13 protein-coding genes are annotated in these 18965 nt (G+C 39.6%); 5 read left to right on the top strand and 8 right to left on the bottom strand.

Translation table 11 applies throughout. The features are described 5' to 3' along the window. Window positions 1-121: 121 nt before the first annotated feature. The 3 genes from brnQ to phoB form a co-directional block, all read right to left on the bottom strand. Window positions 122-1447 carry a branched-chain amino acid transport system II carrier protein gene (gene brnQ, locus M1E93_RS03080; RefSeq protein WP_004926953.1) on the bottom strand — a complete coding sequence of 442 codons (1326 nt, stop codon included), beginning with the start codon at window positions 1445-1447 and terminating at the stop codon, window positions 122-124. Between the two features lie 540 nt (window positions 1448-1987). Then, window positions 1988-3304 (bottom strand): phosphate regulon sensor histidine kinase PhoR, encoded by a 1317-nt coding sequence (gene phoR / locus M1E93_RS03075; protein WP_426207097.1) that lies wholly within the window; start codon window positions 3302-3304, stop codon window positions 1988-1990. Window positions 3305-3323: 19 nt separating this feature from the next. After that, entirely contained in the window at window positions 3324-4013 is a 690-nt protein-coding gene (phoB, locus tag M1E93_RS03070) for a phosphate regulon transcriptional regulator PhoB (RefSeq protein ID WP_014656785.1), read from the bottom strand. Window positions 4014-4296: 283 nt separating this feature from the next. Between phoB and sbcD the strand changes: the two genes are divergently transcribed. From sbcD to M1E93_RS03050, 4 genes are all read left to right on the top strand, one after another. Continuing rightward, on the top strand, window positions 4297-5514 hold the full coding sequence (gene sbcD / locus M1E93_RS03065) for an exonuclease subunit SbcD (RefSeq protein ID WP_426207096.1): 1218 nt from the start codon (window positions 4297-4299) through the stop codon (window positions 5512-5514). Then, on the top strand, window positions 5511-9188 hold the full coding sequence (locus tag M1E93_RS03060; RefSeq protein WP_426207095.1) for an AAA family ATPase: 3678 nt from the start codon (window positions 5511-5513) through the stop codon (window positions 9186-9188). Before sbcD ends, M1E93_RS03060 begins: the two co-directional genes overlap by 4 nt. A gap of 275 nt (window positions 9189-9463) precedes the next feature. Beyond that, window positions 9464-10063: a nitroreductase family protein gene (locus tag M1E93_RS03055; RefSeq protein WP_004926931.1), complete on the top strand. Its 600-nt coding sequence runs from the start codon at window positions 9464-9466 to the stop codon at window positions 10061-10063. Between the two features lie 464 nt (window positions 10064-10527). Continuing rightward, window positions 10528-10830, top strand: coding sequence for a hypothetical protein (locus M1E93_RS03050; RefSeq protein ID WP_004926928.1), 303 nt, complete (start codon window positions 10528-10530; stop codon window positions 10828-10830). Between the two features lie 88 nt (window positions 10831-10918). On the opposite strand, the gene M1E93_RS03045 is transcribed toward M1E93_RS03050, so the two are convergent. The 5 genes from M1E93_RS03045 to mak form a co-directional block, all read right to left on the bottom strand. Beyond that, window positions 10919-12079: a fimbrial protein gene (locus tag M1E93_RS03045; protein ID WP_426207094.1), complete on the bottom strand. Its 1161-nt coding sequence runs from the start codon at window positions 12077-12079 to the stop codon at window positions 10919-10921. Window positions 12080-12306: 227 nt separating this feature from the next. Further along, window positions 12307-13266 (bottom strand): fimbria/pilus outer membrane usher protein, encoded by a 960-nt coding sequence (locus M1E93_RS03040; protein ID WP_426207093.1) that lies wholly within the window; start codon window positions 13264-13266, stop codon window positions 12307-12309. A 139-nt stretch (window positions 13267-13405) separates the two neighbouring features. Further along, window positions 13406-13681, bottom strand: coding sequence for a helix-turn-helix domain-containing protein (locus tag M1E93_RS03035; RefSeq protein ID WP_004926910.1), 276 nt, complete (start codon window positions 13679-13681; stop codon window positions 13406-13408). A gap of 935 nt (window positions 13682-14616) precedes the next feature. Continuing rightward, the gene (locus tag M1E93_RS03030) at window positions 14617-16566 is read right to left on the bottom strand and encodes a bifunctional 2',3'-cyclic-nucleotide 2'-phosphodiesterase/3'-nucleotidase (protein ID WP_426207092.1); all 1950 of its coding nucleotides are present in this window, start codon (window positions 16564-16566) and stop codon (window positions 14617-14619) included. A 220-nt stretch (window positions 16567-16786) separates the two neighbouring features. Beyond that, a complete protein-coding gene (gene mak / locus M1E93_RS03025) occupies window positions 16787-17692 on the bottom strand; it encodes a fructokinase (RefSeq protein ID WP_014656791.1) in 906 nt (301 codons plus the stop codon). A 196-nt stretch (window positions 17693-17888) separates the two neighbouring features. Here mak and rdgC point away from each other — a divergent pair, with 196 nt between their 5' ends. Continuing rightward, entirely contained in the window at window positions 17889-18794 is a 906-nt protein-coding gene (gene rdgC, locus M1E93_RS03020; RefSeq protein WP_426207091.1) for a recombination-associated protein RdgC, read from the top strand. Window positions 18795-18965: the final 171 nt, after the last annotated feature.

Here is an 18965-nt window from a genome sequence, read left to right as displayed (position 1 = left end):
AACTGCAATTAAAAGCACTATTTTTATTTTAACCCTTTCTTTTTATGATATTTTTCCGTCAGAATAAGAAGTAAAAAAGGAGCTAATAAGCTCCTTTTTCTATTATTGAATATTGATATTTTTAGGCTTGTTTATGTTCGGCTGCGGGTGTGATCACTCGGTCACAAATTGCCGCTACAATTAACACCACAAATGATGGTAATAACCATGCCAAATCTTGTTGATATAACGGAATTCCAGTCATCCAATCAGGAATATACGTTTTCAGATGATCTGACGCTTTCGCTGCACCAATTAACCCCACAATAAAACTGGTCAACATGGTTGGGGCAATCACCACACTTGGGTTACGCCACCACTTTAAAGTAAAGCTTAATAAAATAAGCACAATACAAGGTGGGTAAATCGCCACTAATACAGGAACAGAAAACGCAATCAGTTTACTTAATCCAAGATTAGAAACGACCATGGAGAATGCACCAAGTACCAAAACTAGCGTGCGGTAAGAGATTGGCACATAGCGGCTAAAGAACTCCGCGCAAGCACAGGTCAAACCAACAGCCGTCACCATACAGGCAACAAAAATCAATACGGCAAGGAAGAAGCTACCATAGTTACCAAATGTATACTGAACATAGGCATGCAGAATATCAGCACCATCTTGAGGGTTTGGAATAATGGATGCGCTGTTTTCACCTAATTTAAATAGTGAAAGGTAAACCAGTGTCAGTAGCACTCCCGCAATCAGCCCCGCCCACATGGTATAGCGGGTCAGCAGTGAGGAGTTTTCGATACCTCGCGAACGAGCCGCATTAACAATCACGATACCAAAGACCATTGCTCCCAATGTATCCATCGTCAAATAGCCATTGATAAAGCCATTTGAGAAGGCCATATCGCGGTATTCATCTGTTGATAACATAGGTTGACCTGCCGGCCAAAGCACAGCCGCAACACCAAGGATAGCAAGGGCTAACATTTTTACAGGTGCCAGTATGTGACCTACACTATCCAGTAGTTTACCTGGGTATAGAGAAATACCGATGACTAGCACAAAATAGACTGCACTATAAATTAATAATGATATATCTGATTCACCACCAAGTAGCGGTGCAATCCCCACTTTGTAAGAAACCGTCGCAGTGCGAGGCGTGGCGAATAGCGGGCCAACGGACAGGTAAGCAACAACAGCAAGCAATAGCCCCGCCGTTTTACCAACAGGTGTACTTAGGGCTTCAATACCCCCACCCACTTTGGCTAATGCCACAACGGTTAAAACAGGCAACCCCACACCTGTAACCAAAAAGCCTAGCGCGGCAGTCCACACTTGCTCGCCAGCCTGTAAGCCAACCATTGGTGGAAATATGATATTTCCAGCACCAACGAAGAGCGCAAAGGTCATAAAACCTAAGGCAAGAATATCTCTGGATGTTAAACGATGAGCCATATTTTATGTTAAATCTTTGTAACGGTGTTAGAAAATATAGAGTAACCAATCAGTAACTCTTTGAATTATAAATGGCGGTATAGAATTCTAATTAACAAGTTGATAAACAATACAATGTGTACGATTTATCACATCAGGCAAGATTAAAAATCAAAAAACAGAAAAAATCGCCAATAACTGGCTACAAGTAAAACTTTTATAGGGAAAAAAGGCAATAGCAAACCTAAAAACAAGAATAAATCTCTAAAGTATTTTTTATAACTAGTGATTACTGTCAGTAAAATAAGAATATGCGCTATATGATTTGAACAAAAAACAACCAATTAAACCATTATTTATCTTATCTTTTAAATCGATTATGGTTTTGCAAAGCGAAATATAGGTTTTTTAGAAAACAGAAATTTTTAATAACCCATCACAAATATAGAGAGATTCATTTTTTAAATAAGAAGGAGCGACATATCTGGCGGTGATAATGATATGTTGGATTGGGTCGATAAGAACGGCTGTTTGCCGCTCTCATCGAGGTATGTCACGTCTTTAATGAAGTGTTTTAGCTGTTTTTTTGTCTGATACGATCAATACAGGAGGCAGGGTAAAAGAGAATTCGCTCCCCTTGCCTAACTGACTGGTTATCATTAATTGGCTATTATGATGCTGCAAAGCGTGTTTGACGATCGCTAAACCAAGCCCCGTTCCTCCCCCTGTTTGGCGAGACCTCGCCTTATCAACACGGTAGAAACGTTCAGTTAAACGTGGAATATGCTCTGGGGGGATCCCCAACCCATTATCAGCAACGCCAAAACGTGCCCCATTATGTGTTTTCTGCCAACTGACTTGGATCGTTGTTCCTTCCGGTGTATGCATAATGGCATTATAGACCAAGTTAGCCACCGCACTACGAAGCTGCTCTTCATTACCGTAAACATACAGCTTTTCATCAACCATAAATTTAAACTGTTGCCGCCCTTGGCTTAAACTCATCGCTTCCTGTTCAATCATTTTTAAAATTACAGGAATATTTACCTGCTCATCTAAATTAATATGAGGCGCCACTTCAATGCGAGATAACTGTAACAGTTGTTTAATCAAATTATCCATTCGATGCGCCTGCTCTTGCATTACCGTTAACGCTTTTTTGTTGGCAGCTGAGGCATTTTCTTGATCATCTAATACTTCAAGATAACCTTGGATCACCGTTAGTGGTGTGCGTAGTTCATGGCTGACATTCGCAAAAAAGTCTCTACGTGCTTTTTCTAATCGGTGCTTTTCCGTGACATCCCTCGCAACCATTAATAGCTGACCTTCGGTATAAGGTAAGACACGGAATTCAACAATAGCGCCACTGTTTAGCTCTATCGTTAACGCTTGTTCATAGTTTTGTAATGTAAAATAACGGCTGAAATCTGGATAGCGTAATAAATTAAAAATCGGTTGCCCGCTATCTTCCGGCCAGCGAAAACCTAATAAATGTTGAGCATGGCGATTACACCAAAAAATATTCCCTTCAAGAGTCATCATTACGACGGCATCAGGGAGAGATTCTGCGCCACTGCGAAAGCGTTTGATCAACTGCCCTAATTCACGCCGACGTTTTCGGTTGCGCTGCTGAAGCTGATAGATCCCATAAAAGATTGGCTCCCAGCCGCCTTTACCATCAGGGGGCAGCATGCTCCGATCAAGCCATAACCAATATGACAACTTCATCAAGTTATAACTGTGCCAAATCAGCGCGGCGGTCAATGAGATGACTAAAAGCCATGCAAGATGGCCGATAAAAATCGATAAGATTAATGCAGGTAAGATGAATAAAAACAGCCCCCAAATTAGCTGTTTCCATGATAGGCGTTCAAGCACTGGTATCTCCTGTTATTGATCAGTAACGCACTGAGAAGCGATAACCAGTACCACGCACTGTTTGAACCATTTTATCATGCCCTTCAGCCTCCAAGGCTTTTCTGAGGCGGCGGATATGCACATCAACCGTTCTATCTTCAACATACACATTCGCTCCCCATACATAATTGAGTAACTGCTCGCGGCTATATACTCGTTCAGGGTGAGTCATAAAGAAATGCAGCAGCTTATACTCCGTCGGCCCCATATCAATAGGAGTGTCATTACTGCTGACCCGATGAGACGTTGGGTCTAGTGTTAACCCGTTCATTTCAATAATGTCTTCTGTTGCCATCGGGGAAATACGGCGTAGAATGGCTTTCACACGAGCGACAAGCTCTTTGGGTGAAAACGGCTTTATTAGGTAATCATCCGCCCCCACTTCCAAGCCTTTTACGCGGTCCTCCTCCTCCCCTCTTGCGGTTAACATCATCACAGGAATATCGCGCGTATCACTGTCACGTTTCATGTGTTTAATCACTTGAATGCCTGAACCACCAGGGATCATCCAATCTAATAAAACAAGGTCGGGTAATGGATCAACTAACTGCGCGATGGCGGAATCATAATCATCAGCTTCAATCGACTGAAAACCATTCTGCTCTAATACAAAACAAACCATTTCTCGGATGGGCGCTTCATCTTCAACCACTAGAATGCGTCTTGCCATGATTAATCCTGTAAATAAGAAGAGATCATTAAAAGTGAAAGCATTATGCGTCACTTTTATGACAGAATTATGAATACCGTCATCAAATAACAATAATCCTTTCTATATTAGCGGTAAATTGTCATTTAAGTGAAACATTCTCGTCATACTTTACATTGTCGCGCCTGCTGCTTCGCCTATCGTTATCACATTGAATTGTCTGCTTGTTCAGAGATCCCCTTAAAGGGTCATGATAGGGTATACTGAGCATAGTATACATATAAAGCCGTAGGAAGGGGCCTTCATGCGTATTATCCATACCTCTGACTGGCACCTTGGCCAGTATTTTTTCACTAAAAGCCGCGCAGCCGAACATCAACAGTTTTTAACTTGGCTTATTGAGCAGGTTAAACTTCATCAAGTTGATGCCATGATTGTTGCGGGAGATATTTTTGATACCGGCTCCCCCCCAAGTTATGCCCGTGAGCTTTATAATCAATTTGTCGTCTCGCTACAGCAAACAGGCTGCCAATTGGTGATCCTAAGTGGTAACCATGACTCTGTTTCCGTCTTAAATGAAACCAGTTCACTGCTTGCCTATTTGAATACGGATGTCGTCACTTCAGGAGCAACGCCCCATGTGATCACATTAAAGAATGCACAAGGGCAACCCGGAGCACTGTTGTGTGCGATCCCTTTTCTACGCCCTAGAGATATTCAATTAAGTGTTGCAGGACAGAGCAGTGAAGAGAAGCAGCTATCATTACAAACAGCCATTCGTGACTATTACCAAGCTAGCTATCAGCTTGCCGAGCAGCAGCGGCAAACTATGGGGTTAGATATCCCAATTATCGCAACGGGGCATTTAACGGTTGTCGGGGCTGAATTGACGGACTCTGTGCGTGATATCTATATTGGTACTTTAGACGCATTTCCCTCTGCCGCTTTCCCTCCGGCTGACTATATCGCCTTGGGGCACATTCATCGTCCGCAAGTTATTGGTCAACAGCAACATATTCGCTACTCTGGTTCACCGATTGCATTAAGCTTTGATGAAGCGAACCAACAAAAAAGTGTTTGCTTAGTGGAGTTTGATGGCCACGAACTGTCGCAGATCCACCAACTTGCGATCCCAACTTTTCAACCTTTGCAAACACTAAAAGGGTCACTTGCAGACATTCAAAAGCAGTTACATGTACTCTCTATCGAGCCAGATACGCCCCCAGTTTGGTTAGATATCGAAGTCGCTTCACAGGACTATCTTGCTGATATCCAACAACGTATCGAAAGTATTATCAAAGGCTTACCCGTTGAAGTTGTATTGTTACGCCGTGCACGTAAACCACAAAACCCCCAACAAGCTCTCGCTAATGAAACCTTAAATGAGCTTACCGCCGAAGAGGTATTTTTGCGTCGTTTAGCGGAAGAGTCGCTAGATGATAAAGAAAAAGAGCAGCGCTTATTAGTACTCTTTAGGCAATCTTATGACGCTTTGCGTGCTGAGTTAGAGGGAAATTCATGAAAATCTTAAGTCTACGCCTAAAAAATATTAACTCTCTAAAAGGCGAATGGAAAATTGACTTCACCCAAGAGCCGTTTGCTAGCCAAGGATTGTTTGCGATCACAGGCCCTACTGGGGCGGGTAAAACCACCTTACTAGATGCTATTTGTCTCGCACTCTATCACCAAACACCTCGTTTAAGTACGCTATCCGTTAAACAGAATGAGCTTATGACACGCCATACTGGCGAGTGCTTGGCTGAAGTGGAATTTGAGGTCAAAGGTATCGCTTACCGCGCATTTTGGAGCCAACGACGAGCCAGCAACAAGCCAGAAGGAAAATTACAACCGCCAAAAGCCGAGCTAGCGACTGTCAGTGACGGCAAAATCATTGCGGAAAAAGTCAGTGACATACGAGAACAAATTGTTCAGATCACAGGGCTAGATTTCGGACGGTTTACAAAGTCTATTTTGCTTTCACAAGGGGATTTTGCCGCCTTTTTAAATGCGAGCGAAAAAGAGCGAGCCGATCTGTTAGAAGAGATCACCGGCACGGAAATTTATAGTCAAATATCCAGCTATATCTATCGCCAGCACAAACAGGTCAAAAATGATTTAGAGATTTTAAAAGCTCGAGCGCAAAGCATTCATTTGCTCACCGAAAGCGAACATCAAGCCCTCATCGAACAACAAACCGTATTAGCAGACCAAGAAAGACAGCTTAATCAAAAACGAACGCAAAACCAACAAGCGTTATATTGGCAGCAACGCCAACAACAGTTAACTGCCCGCTTACATCAGTTAGAGCTTGATCAACAGCAGGCTGAAAAGGCATATCAAGACGCTGAGCCTCAGTTTAAAAAACTCTCAGACAATCTGCCTGCCGAAAATTTGCGTCCTTTATGGCAGGATGTGGAACGCCAACAACAGGCATTAAATGAATTATTAGAGAAGCAACAGAGCCTTTCACAACAGTGTGAAAATAACACTCAACAACTTACGCCTTTACAAGCACAACTTGCTCAAGTCCAACATGAGCATAGCCAGCACCAAAATTATGTTCAGCAGCAAACCGTGTTGATCGATACCCACGTTCGCCCATTAGATAATGCGATTCTTCATCTACACCAACAGATTAAAGAAATTTCAGAACAAAAAGAGCAATATCACACGGAATATCAATCGAAGCACAGCTTAATTACTCGAACCCAACATCAAGCTCATTTGGACCGTGAAGAGTTACAGCAAATTGAACATTACCTACAGCAACATCCCCAATATGCGGCTATTACCCAACAAATAGGTTTATGGCGGCAACAAGGTCAATTTATTGATGAATTGAGTCAAAAAGTACAAGCCTTAGAGCAAAAACAACAACTACTGCAACAAGAGCAGTCAGCATTAGTTAGCGAGCAACAACAGCAAATTGAGCAAAATGCCCAAACGCAGCACCAACTTGAACAGGATACTGCGGCATATCAACTCGTTGAAAGTCGCTATCTAGAGTGGCAAGAAAAACAAGATATTGAACAACTTAATCAATCAATAGAACAGCTACACACCAGATCACAACATGCCCAACTTTTACCTTTATTGTTATCTCAATGGCAAGAGCAGCAAAACCAATTAAAAATCAAACAACATCAGCAAGAGGAGCTAACCCAATCAATTTCTCAGGCTGAAAAGCAGCTCCAGCTAACTGAAACACAAATTACGCACCTTCAGCCTCATTTAACAGATTTGAATGCGCGGTTACGCTTAGAGCAGAAAATCGTCAGTTTAGAAAAGGAGCGCCAACAACTTATTGCGGGTGAGCCTTGCCCACTTTGTGGCTCTACCGAACACCCTGCAATTGAACAATATCAATCTGTAGAGCCAACGCAAACTGAACAGCGCTTAATCGCATTAACCAAACAGTTAGAAGAGCTTAAGCAAACGCAAGTCACTCAACAGTCGCTACTGCAAAGAGAAATGCAGCGCCAAGCAGAAAATCAACAGGCACAACAGCAGCTTATAGCTCAAGAGCGTCAGCTGCGAACACAATGGATGACCGCGTGCCAGAAAGCTCTCGCCCCTGAACTGACCACGACTCATGCTGCCGTAGAGCAGTTGCTCACGGATATCCAAAAACAGTTATCAGAGAAACAGCAGTCATTACAGGCGTTCACCGCCCTCGAACGTGAATATCAACAACTTAAACACCGATTACATGAGCAGCAGTCATTAAATAAACAGCAACAATCCTCGCTCGCCTTGCTTACTGAACGAATTAAGCATCAGCACCAACTTATTGATGAAACACAAAAAGAGCATGTCGTACACCAACAGCGCCATAATCAGCAGCAGCAACAGCTCCACGAGGCTTTGGCTGAATTTAGGTTGCCTGAAAGCGAAAGTTTTGAACCGTGGTTTACGTTACTAGAGCAGCGTGGTCAGCTATATGCTGCGAAAAAACAAAGTGCGCAAGATATTAGCCAAAAAATAGCGGTCGCTGAGGCGACGTTGCAAGTTGAGTTAGCTCAACAAACCCATTTAAGTAAACGGCTAGAAAATACGCAACAGCAATTGCAACAGTTACAACAACAGGTTGAACAAAAACAGGCGGCACGGCAGCTATTACTTGATGGGCAATCTATTTCACAATTTATGGGTAGATTGCAAGATCAGCAAAACAAACTGGCTCATCAGCAACAACAACTTAATGAGCAGGTCACGCATCATGAAAAACACTTAGCTTCTCTAAAAGGCAGCCTTAACGAGGTCATCACGACGATAGAAAAGACACGATATCAGTTAACCACAGCACAGCAGCGCTTCGAGCATGCCCTTTCGACTAGCCCATTTGCAACACAGCAAGCATTCTTAGCCGCACTATTAGCGCCGGATGAAAAGCTGCAACTTGAACAATTGCAACAACGATTACTCCAGTCACGTTTACAAGCGCAAACCCGTTATAAAGAAGGTGAGCGCGCACGACAAGAACATTTGGCCCAAAAGCCCGATGATCATATTGAGGCAAGCTTGGAGGAGTGGCAGCAAGCAATTATTCAGCTTGATGAGGAGATTAAAAATCTCAATAAACAACAGGGGCAGATCTTCAGCCAACTCGAAGCAGACAAACAACAACGTCACCAACAACGTGGCTTATTACAAGAAATCGAGCAGAGCCAATCCCACTATGAAGATTGGGGATATCTCTGCGAACTGATTGGCTCAGCGGAAGGAGATAAATTCCGCCGTTACGCGCAAGGGTTAACCTTTGATTGCCTCATTTCTCTCGCTAATCTGCGCTTGGATAAGCTACATGGTCGCTATTTGCTAAAACGTAATCATAATGCGGATCTGGAATTACAAGTGATTGATGGCTGGCAGGCCGATACTATCAGGGATATTAAAACCCTCTCTGGCGGAGAAAGTTTCTTAGTCAGCCTAGCGCTTGCTCTCGCATTATCGGATATGGTGAGTAACAAAACTCAACTCGAGTCTTTATTTCTCGACGAAGGCTTTGGCACACTCGACCCTGAAACATTAGATATTGCCTTAGATGCGTTAGAAAGCCTGAATGCATCCGGAAAAACGATTGGGGTAATTAGCCATGTTGAAGCGATGAAAGAGCGAATTTCTGTACAGATCCCCGTGAAAAAGACCAACGGTTTTGGCTTTAGTGAATTACCTAGCCGATATCGTATCCGTTAAAATATAAATGGCGCTTTATCATAGGAACAAAACATTCCTAGATAAAAGCGCCTTACCACATCAATCAAAAATTTCTTTCAATTTTCTATCATGAAGGGCTGATAGATGCTCCCCAATGTAATCATAAAAAATAACAATTTGTATTTAATTGATTTTAATAAAAAACAATTAAATTGACTCAGCCGAAAAATTTGAACCTTACCGTTAATTTTTTTTTCTATGATTTTCCCTTCACAGCGCTATAGTAATACTTAACAAATAGCTAGGAGACTCACATGTCAAACGCATTTATTGAAATGATTAAAAATCGTCGCACTATTTATAACCTCGGCGATGCATTACCAGTTTCTGAAGAGCATGTTACAAAATTAATTAAAGAAGCAGTAAAACATTCACCTTCTTCTTTTAACTCACAAACATCACGTGTTGTGATCTTATTTGGCGCAGAGCATAAAAAACTGTGGAACATCACCAAAGAAACATTGCGCGCCATCGTGCCAGAACAGGCATTTGCAGCTACTGAACAAAAAATTGATAGCTTCGCTGCGGGTGCTGGCTCTATCTTATTTTTCGAAGATATGGCGGTCGTGAAAGGCTTACAAGAGCAATTCCCACTTTATGCCGACAATTTCCCAATCTGGTCAGAACAAGCCAGCGGTATCGCACAATTTGCGGTATGGACAGCCTTAGCGCAAGAAAACGTCGGGGCATCACTGCAACACTATAATCCACTCATTGATACTCAGGTACAAAAAGAGTGGGGAACACCTGATAATTGGGTACTACGTGCTCAAATGGTATTTGGGTCAATTAATGCTCCTGCGGGTGATAAAGACTTTATGGATGATGAAATTCGTTTCAAAATCTTTAAATAATCAGAATAAAATTCGAATAAAAAGCCCTTGTTGATTAAAACAAGGGCAAATCACCTGCCAAATAATGTGATATATCACTTTTCAATACCAGCCAACACCAAGGGATCCGATTATTATTGATATGCAATATCAATTAGTTATTCCACAACCCATGCTATCAAACGCTAATCCTTTAGAATATAAAATCAATTAATAGCAATCTAATAAAATTTCATATTGATAATCTCTATTAGATACCGACTTATTGTCGGTATCTATCTATTTTTAGCCATCTTTTTAGAATATTACACCAAATAAATTCGTTTAAATTTCATGCTGTTACAAAATAAACTAAATAAAATCGATATTTTATTAGCATAAATCATATTTTTTACTCGTATTTGAACTAAACTAGTCAGTGAGAATTTTGTAACGCGCTACTCGTGTTATTTAACTAGCGCTAGTTCAACTAGGAGGTAGAAGCAATGAAATGTTTATCCTCAATTGTAACAGTGACTGCTTTACTCATTTCCAGTTTTACTTTTACCCATGCTGCAACCAATCGAATCGGAGGTGGAACCATTACTTTTATTGGCTATGTCTATGAGCCACAATGCGCAGTTAAAGTATCCAGTAGCGAACAAATTGATCTTGAATGTTTCCGCAATGGTAAAAATATCACCAAAACCAGTTCACTTAAAAATGCCAAAAAACTCAGTTCTGATTTTGTAAAAGTCGAATATAATCAATTCAACAATAAACCCACTCTAAATGTGACCTACGATTAATGCTCTTTATTTATTAAAAGAGTTAGCGAAATCTTGCTAACTCTTTCAACGATACTAAATTAACTAAGCTTTTATTTGATAGTTAAATTTAATTAGTATTTAACGTTATGGTCATTTTACTGTTTGCTTTACCTGGTTTAATTGGCTCAGTTCCATAACGAACATAGCGTGCTGTAAAGTTTAATAGCAGCTCATGTGTTGCAGCGCCTGTCGTTGGCACAGAAACGCTAGTCCAATTATTTGCTGTAGGAATTGGTGAATCAATTGCTCCTAAACGAAGTAGTTTATTTCTCTGCCCCGATGAATTTAATATTTCTATCGCGACCCCTTTTGCTGTCGAGCCTAAATTAGGATCTAATAATAAATAGTCAACCTCATTCATAGCCCTATTTTCTTCACCAGGTGCAAAACCATAACTAATTTTAGCCCCTTTCTGACATTCTAATGTGAAAGAAAAAGGAGTAGGAGTTGATGGAATATCATTTGATGAATGGCTACCTAAATAAACGGTTGATGTCGATGATTTCAAACCACAAGTTGTAACCTGACGTCCCCCGACTGGACGCTGACGTATTTTAAAAAAAGTGTAGCCTGCGGGTTCATAGTTATTATTTATCGTATTATTGATCCCAGGGCCTTTGAACCCAACAACCCCTCTATTAACAACCCCAACGGTACCTAACGAGTTACCACTGACATTTTGCTGAGAGCGAACCTGTTCAATAGAAAGACCCGAAAAATGTTTCAGCTTAATATTAATTTTTTGTGGGTTATCAGGATCTATGTCATATGCCATAGGCTTCGCATTCACCACATTATCAAATTGATATGAAGCATCTCTATTCATACCTAGAAATAGTTCAAAAGCCATTCCTTGAATATTCGTTCCCCAATATTTTATATTGTCATACGTAAACGCGGGAGCGGCGTTATCGAAAATATAAGTTTTAGGTAAATAGTATATTTCAAAAATAGAGGATGCATCAGCGATATCACATTTAAAAACGACACGATCTGGCGGAGCGCCCATTAATGATGCCATTTGAGTGCTCGTTATAGAATCAAAAGCAATTCTTGTTCCAGCAGGCTGAAATTGTAACCCATATATACTGACGTCAACCTTAGAGCCAATACTCACTTGTGTTCCAGGTATCCCACCATTTTGGATAATACAAGTGGAATTTACTGTTCCAGCGAAAAATAAAATCATAAAACCAATTGATGTTATGGCTCGTTTAAATATAAACATAACGCCCCCAAAATACTTGTTAACGAATAAGTCTTCTTTAAAAACTTATGGGTAAATTAATAAAAAACATAATGATTAATAAGCCCAACACTGAATAGTTAATCTTTAAAAGATACTAATTTTCATATTTTAGAAAAGTATCGAAACTTATTAACTCTAAAAACCGTAAATTAAATAAGGCACAGTAGCACTTTAAGAAATCATTTCTTCTTAAACAACATACAACCTTAATAAAAATAACAAACAGATTCAGAAATAGAACTATTACTTGAGATGTTATAATCAAACTTACAACGTTGATGACTACCTTCACCCCATTTAACAATAACTGTTCCTTGTTCAGATTGAGAATTAAAATGTACTAAGCCACCTTGCCCAACTAAACCAATCTTATTATTATTTTCATCATAAATATCGGCACCAAACGGCACTGCTTTTTTATCTTGTAAAATAATACGATAAGTAATGTTGTTACCTTTTTGTGTATTAAATTTCACTAATACCGCAGACCCTGCATAAGGTGCTATCTTGGCTAAGTTATTATCTAATTCAACATCTGTATCCATATTTTCTGTATTAAGATACAGTGTATTATATTGATAAGGTACTAATGAAGGTACAACGGCTTTTCCGCTATCATTAATAACAATATTACTCCATGAGGCTACTGATGCACCTTCCGCTTCATTAGCTTCCACAATCGCAAAAGTATCACTTAAATAGCGAGACGGAATAACGCCACCTTGATAAGCCACTAATGCACCACTTGCTCCCACCGATAATGACTTGTAATTATTACCTTGTGAATAACCCGCGTTTACAGAAGCCGAAGAGAAATCTTTCTGAATATTTCCAGAGAAGCTACTGTTTGAATTACCAATATCACTCGCTGTCGCGTTCCAAGAAATAGAATTATCTTCACCGAAAGAGCTACTAATTGTCGTATTATTTGACCAACGATGATCTGAATCAGAACGTGTTATGGAGCTACTTAATAACGTATTCTGTTCTGGATACCAAAGTGAGAATGGTACAGAGACGTTAAACATATAGTTATTATCTCCACCCTGATCGCCATTTCGATACATTTTTATATAGGTAAAGCTATAACCAATACCTTTAAAGTTATTCATATAGCCAGCTTGCAATTGCTTAGTATCTGGCAAATTATCACGCCAAGTTTGCAATGAATAAAACTAAAAGTGATTTTTTCATATTTAACCTTTGTTAAGATAAAACAATTCCAATCCTTTATTATTAAAAATAAGGACAACTGACTACACATTTAAGTAAGAGCTAAATCCATTTAAGACAACATTCCAAAAACTAAATAACTAAAGTATTCGCGACAAATATATTTTTATCGTAAATAGTTTTGTCATAATCAGACAATAACACGACGATATCTACATTAAAGGCATTAGCAAATTTTGCTAATGATTCGACATCAATTCTATTAACTCCACGTTCAAATCTAGAAATTTGCTGTTGGCTTATTCCTGTTATTTTACCTAATGCTTCTCCACTCCAACCATTTTGCAATCTCAGTGACTTTATTCTTTGCCCAACAGACAATGAATATTTATATCTTTCATTTTCCATATGCGGGTACCTCTGAATTTATTATTCACACATTGATTCAGATTAGTTCTTGTCAAATATATTACGTATCCATAATTTAAAAACAAATAACACCACTCACGAAAGAGTAAAATATATTATGAAAATAAAAATAGAAACTAGAATTATCGGAAGTCAAACAACGCCAATAAAAACATAATGTTAATCAAATATCCCAAACCAGAATTAACATCTGATTTAGAAATCAACAAGCAATTAAAGAAGATAAAAAATCTACTTAATGTTGAAAAATCGACATTAACACCAAAAAAATCAATTTTATGTATTAATATATATCAACCTATTTGCATTTTTAGATTATCATCATTAATACTCGCGATTAGAGTAACTCATTTATATTAAAATTTAATCATAAATCAATCATCAATAATAGAAACTAAAAATAAAAAAGCGCCCCCTTTCACAATTTAAAATTGTGTAAAGTTACCTATTTAATTACATAACTAATATTTACATTACATTATCTTTGGATTTCATCTTGAAAAAGCGTCCTTTATAGAAAATCATTTTTTGAATGATATTATAAAAAATGAGTTCATCTTCTTTTTTTAGAAAAATTTCATATTAAAAAAATGAATATATTGAACAGAACTTTTTGTAATGAAAAAAAATTAATTAACATTAAAAATATATAAAAAAATTAATATTTCTCTTATTGTTTATTTCATTCTTAGATAGAAACACAAACATAATTAGACTAACCCTTTTGTTATATATCAGAATTGTATCTCCTGTTTTCACCGCCTATTAATGACATTTTTCAGCTTTTATCTTTAATAACGAGGTAGTGATTTTTATACCTTCAATAAAAAAGCCCCATTATTATTAAAATGAAATTAACAATAATGAGGCTTTTAATGATCAAATTTTAATAATGGTACTAAATTCGACACTGCTTATTTCTCAGTTAAGTCTATTTGGTAAATAGCAAAACCAATATCATCAGTGCCTACCTGTTTTAATGGGTATTGGGCATTCTGCTGAATGAATTTCGCAGCTTTATCACTCTGAGAGGTTTCAAAACGAATATCGAGAGCCTTATCTGTTTTAATTGGCAAGAATGACCAATTATTATCAGCTCTACTGGTAACCTCACCGTGTTCTTTAGAAACTTTCGCAATATAAGAGGCCAATACGGCACGGTTTTCATCTGGGGAAGCAAACGCAATATGATTATCGCCCGTTCCGGCAAATTTACCGCCGTATGCTCGATAATTATTGGTTGCAACTAAGAAGGTAGCTTTCGGGTCTATTGGTTTCCCTTGATAAGTGACATGCTTAATTCTATTCGCTTGTTTATTGACTAGCTGGCAATCTACATCATATTTTGCAGGCTCAGTGAGGTCGATTTGATAATTTATCCCACTGATAGTGTCAAAATTATAAGTTCTAAAGCCATCCCAGTTAATTAAGCTTTGCGGTGATGTTGATTGAGGATCAATACGGTTAAACATACCCGCTGAACACTCCAGCCACTCGACCACTTCGGCACCTGTCGCTTTCACAACCACTAGTGTATTTGGATATAAATACAAATCAGCGGCATTGCGGAAGGTTAGATCTCCTTTTTCAACCTCAACAAATTCGTCAGGCGCATTTTTACGTCCACCTACTTTGAACGGAGCAGCAGCAGATAATACAGGCAAGTCAGCAAGGTCAGGGTCACCTTGAATATAATGTTTCGTATAATCAACTTGCGCATCATTCACTATCTGTACCGTTGGATCGCTTTGAACTAATGCCAAATAACTGTACATATTATCGGAGGCTTTTCCGATCAATTTCCCGACAAACTGACGAGTATCGTTATGAGGTTTATCAATGATCTTCGCTAATTCATCATCACGCTCAACCAGCGCTTTTTTGTTGGCTTTATCATAAACGGGTCGAGCATGCGCATTCGCATCAACAACTTTCCAACTGCCATCGTCATTATTGACGACTAAGTCGACGACACCAAGGTGATCACCCCATTGGCCTGGCATCACCGCTGGGATCCCGTTAACGGTACCTTTGGTAATATCAACACCTTTAATATTGGCGAAATCTTTACTTGGAAATACCCCATGAGAGTGACCAAACATAATCGCATCTATTCCCGGTACTTCACTCAGATAATAAACAGAGTTTTCAGCCATTGCCTTATAGGGCTCTTGTGAAAAACCGGAGTGAGGGATTGCCACCACTAAATCAGCACCTTCTTTTTTCATTTGAGGCACAAATTTTTTGGCGGTTTCCGTAATATCGTTGACCGTCACTTTGCCACTAAGATTGGGTTTATCCCAAATCATAATTTGTGGGGGAACAAAACCAATATAACCAATTTTTAAGTTATGGGTTTTTCCATCACGATCTTTGACGGGAGTATCAACAATAATATAAGGAGTAAAATAGTTTTTACCCGTTTTAGCATCGATGATATTGGCGTTAACATAAGGGAATTTTGCCCCTGCAATTGCCTTTTGCAGATAATCTAAACCAAAATTAAATTCATGGTTACCAAAGTTACCTACAGTATAGCCCATTGTATTCATTAGACTATGAGCAGGATGTGACTCCCCTTCCTCAAGGCCTTTTGCTGCCATATAATCCGCTAAAGGACTGCCTTGAATTAAATCACCATTATCAACTAAGGCGGCATTTGTCACTTCACCTTTAGCCGCCTTAATTAAACTTGCAGTACGCACCAATCCAAATTGATCCGTTGGTTTATCCTTAAAATAATCGAAATCAATCAAGTTGCTGTGTATGTCAGACGTTTCCATAACACGTAAATCAACTGTTGCGGCATTGGCATTGAATGCCACGAATAAAGCTAATGCTGATAATTTAAAAATAGTATTCACCGTAATTCCCCTTACGTTGATTTGTGCAAAATAACCCTTGCTTATATTCTCTGTAAAAATAGTACAAACAGCATTACATATAGTGAATGTGTGCGTTCTATTCGTTGATATTTCGATAAGCGTTGATAAACAGTGCCTCTCTTGTCCATCGAAGTCACTGTTTATCTTAATAAGCACTATTTAATCATATATAAGTCACAAAATTATTGACGGTACATAACTATTTAGGCCAAAGCCATGCAGCCCCACGCACCCCACTTGAGTCACCATGAATGGCCTGCCGAATTGGCGTATCACATTCACGACCGAATACCCAGTTTTTCACCAGTGAAGGTAATGTTTGATATAAGCCTTCGACATTACTCATTCCACCACCGAGCACAATGACATCGGGATCGAGCATATTGATAACTTGAGCTAATGCTCTAGCAAGCCGAGATTGGTAATGTGTCATTGCGGCTATTGCATGTGGATCCCCAGACTTCATCAATTCGATGATTTCTGAACCTATTTTGGTTTCACCAGACAATTTACGATAGTCCGCCATAAAACCTGTTCCAGATACGAATAGTTCAGTGCACCCTGTTAGCCCGCAATAGCATTGCTCTTCTTGAAGAAACAATGCGTCTTGGCTATCTTGCCAAGGCAATGGATTATGGCCCCATTCCCCCGCGACCCCATTACCACCAGAATGAACCTGACCATTGATCGCAATACCAGCACCACATCCCGTACCAATGATCACTGCAAATACCACTTTTGCCCCTTTGCCTGCACCATCAACGGCTTCTGAAACAGCAAGGCAGTTAGCATCGTTGGCGACTTTTACAGGCCGCTCAAGTATTCGCGCTAAATCTACATCAAAAAATTGACCGTTGAGCCATGTGGAATTGGCATTTTTCACTTTACCTGTCACAGGTGATAGTGTCCCGGGGATCCCAACTCCCACACTTCCTTTTCTCGCCGTGGCCACTTCGGCATCATGAACAAGACCTGCAATCGCATTTAACGTTGCGTTATAGTCTCCTCTGGGCGTCGCCACGCGCTTTCTAAATAGAGTTTCGCCATTATCATCTAATGCAATCACTTCTATTTTTGTACCACCAAGGTCAATTCCAATTCTCATCATCACACCCACTACTTAGCTATTTTCTGTATCATTGCCTATATACCCTATCGATTTCAAGCGATTAGCGACAAAACTGAGGCCTATAAACACAACAAATACGCCAAAAAGGCATTTTTTTTCGCTTAATAACCGACAATTCGTTATCATAGCCACCGGCTAAAACAGGTAATCCATCAACAAAGGTAGGTTTTTCATGTGGTTCAAGAATATATTGGTCTATCGTCTGAATCGTGATCTGGCTCTCAGTGCTGACGATCTGGAAAGACAACTTGCCCCTCTGGCCTATCATCCTTGTGGTAGTCAAGACATGATGAAAACGGGATGGGTGTCACCCATGAAAGGTTCTGATGCTTTGACCCATGCCGCGGGTAACCAAATACTGATCTGTGCCAAAAAAGAAGAAAAAATGCTGCCTTCCCCTGTCATCAAACAGGAGCTACAAGAAAAAATCGAAAAACTTGAAGCAGACCAAGGCCGTAAACTGAAAAAAACAGAAAAAGATTCTCTTAAAGATGAGGTTGTCCATGCCTTATTACCAAGAGCATTCAGCAAATACAATAAAACCTACATTTGGATTGATACCGTCAATCAATTGATTATTGTTGATGCCGCCAGCGCTAAACGTGCAGAGGATAATTTAGCACTATTGCGTAAAAGCCTCGGTTCACTGCCTGTTGTGCCGCTAACTTTTAAAGATCCTATTGAGCTAACGTTAACCGAATGGATCCGCTCAGGCTCTCTGCCTCAAGGTTTTGCCGTAATGGATGAAGCAGAGTTAAAAGCCATTCTAGAGGAAGGTGGCATCATTCGTTGTAAAAAGCAGGAGCTGATTTCTGATGAAATTGCGACCCATATTGAGGCTGGAAAATTAGTGACTAAACTGGTTTTAGACTGGGAAGAACGGATCCAATTTATGCTGTCTGATGATGGTTCACTGAAAAGACTAAAATTCAGTGATACATTAAAAGAACAAAACGATGATATCGGTAAAGAAGATTATGCTCAGCGTTTTGATGCCGATTATGTACTTATGACAGGGGAACTGAGCGCCCTGATTGCACGCCTTATTGATGTTCTCGGCGGTGAAGCTGAACATTAATCGATACCATATCCCCAGATGGCAGCAGACGATCCACCGTGTTGCCATCACTTTTTAGACCTCGCTAGCATTGCCACTATTAATTCATTGACTGCCTACTCAATCTCTGGTGAATTGAATTACATCTTGATAACAAAATTATCGCAACGTTTATTTGTTAAATAAAAATAA

This window comes from Providencia sp. PROV272, assembly GCF_049901975.1.
Lineage (GTDB): Bacteria > Pseudomonadota > Gammaproteobacteria > Enterobacterales > Enterobacteriaceae > Providencia > Providencia stuartii.
This window is presented reverse-complemented; position numbering and strand designations above follow the sequence as displayed.

Bases quoted from the DNA above. Each gene is read 5' to 3' on its own strand.
- brnQ (WP_004926953.1), bottom strand. From the start codon at position 1,447: ATGGCTCATCGTTTAACATCCAGAGATATTCTTGCCTTAGGTTTTATG.
- phoB (WP_014656785.1), bottom strand. From the start codon at position 4,013: ATGGCAAGACGCATTCTAGTGGTTGAAGATGAAGCGCCCATCCGAGAA.
- sbcD (WP_426207096.1), top strand. From the start codon at position 4,297: ATGCGTATTATCCATACCTCTGACTGGCACCTTGGCCAGTATTTTTTC.
- M1E93_RS03060 (WP_426207095.1), top strand. From the start codon at position 5,511: ATGAAAATCTTAAGTCTACGCCTAAAAAATATTAACTCTCTAAAAGGC.
- M1E93_RS03055 (WP_004926931.1), top strand. From the start codon at position 9,464: ATGTCAAACGCATTTATTGAAATGATTAAAAATCGTCGCACTATTTAT.
- M1E93_RS03050 (WP_004926928.1), top strand. From the start codon at position 10,528: ATGAAATGTTTATCCTCAATTGTAACAGTGACTGCTTTACTCATTTCC.
- M1E93_RS03045 (WP_426207094.1), bottom strand. From the start codon at position 12,079: ATGTTTATATTTAAACGAGCCATAACATCAATTGGTTTTATGATTTTA.
- M1E93_RS03035 (WP_004926910.1), bottom strand. From the start codon at position 13,681: ATGGAAAATGAAAGATATAAATATTCATTGTCTGTTGGGCAAAGAATA.
- mak (WP_014656791.1), bottom strand. From the start codon at position 17,692: ATGAGAATTGGAATTGACCTTGGTGGTACAAAAATAGAAGTGATTGCA.
- rdgC (WP_426207091.1), top strand. From the start codon at position 17,889: ATGTGGTTCAAGAATATATTGGTCTATCGTCTGAATCGTGATCTGGCT.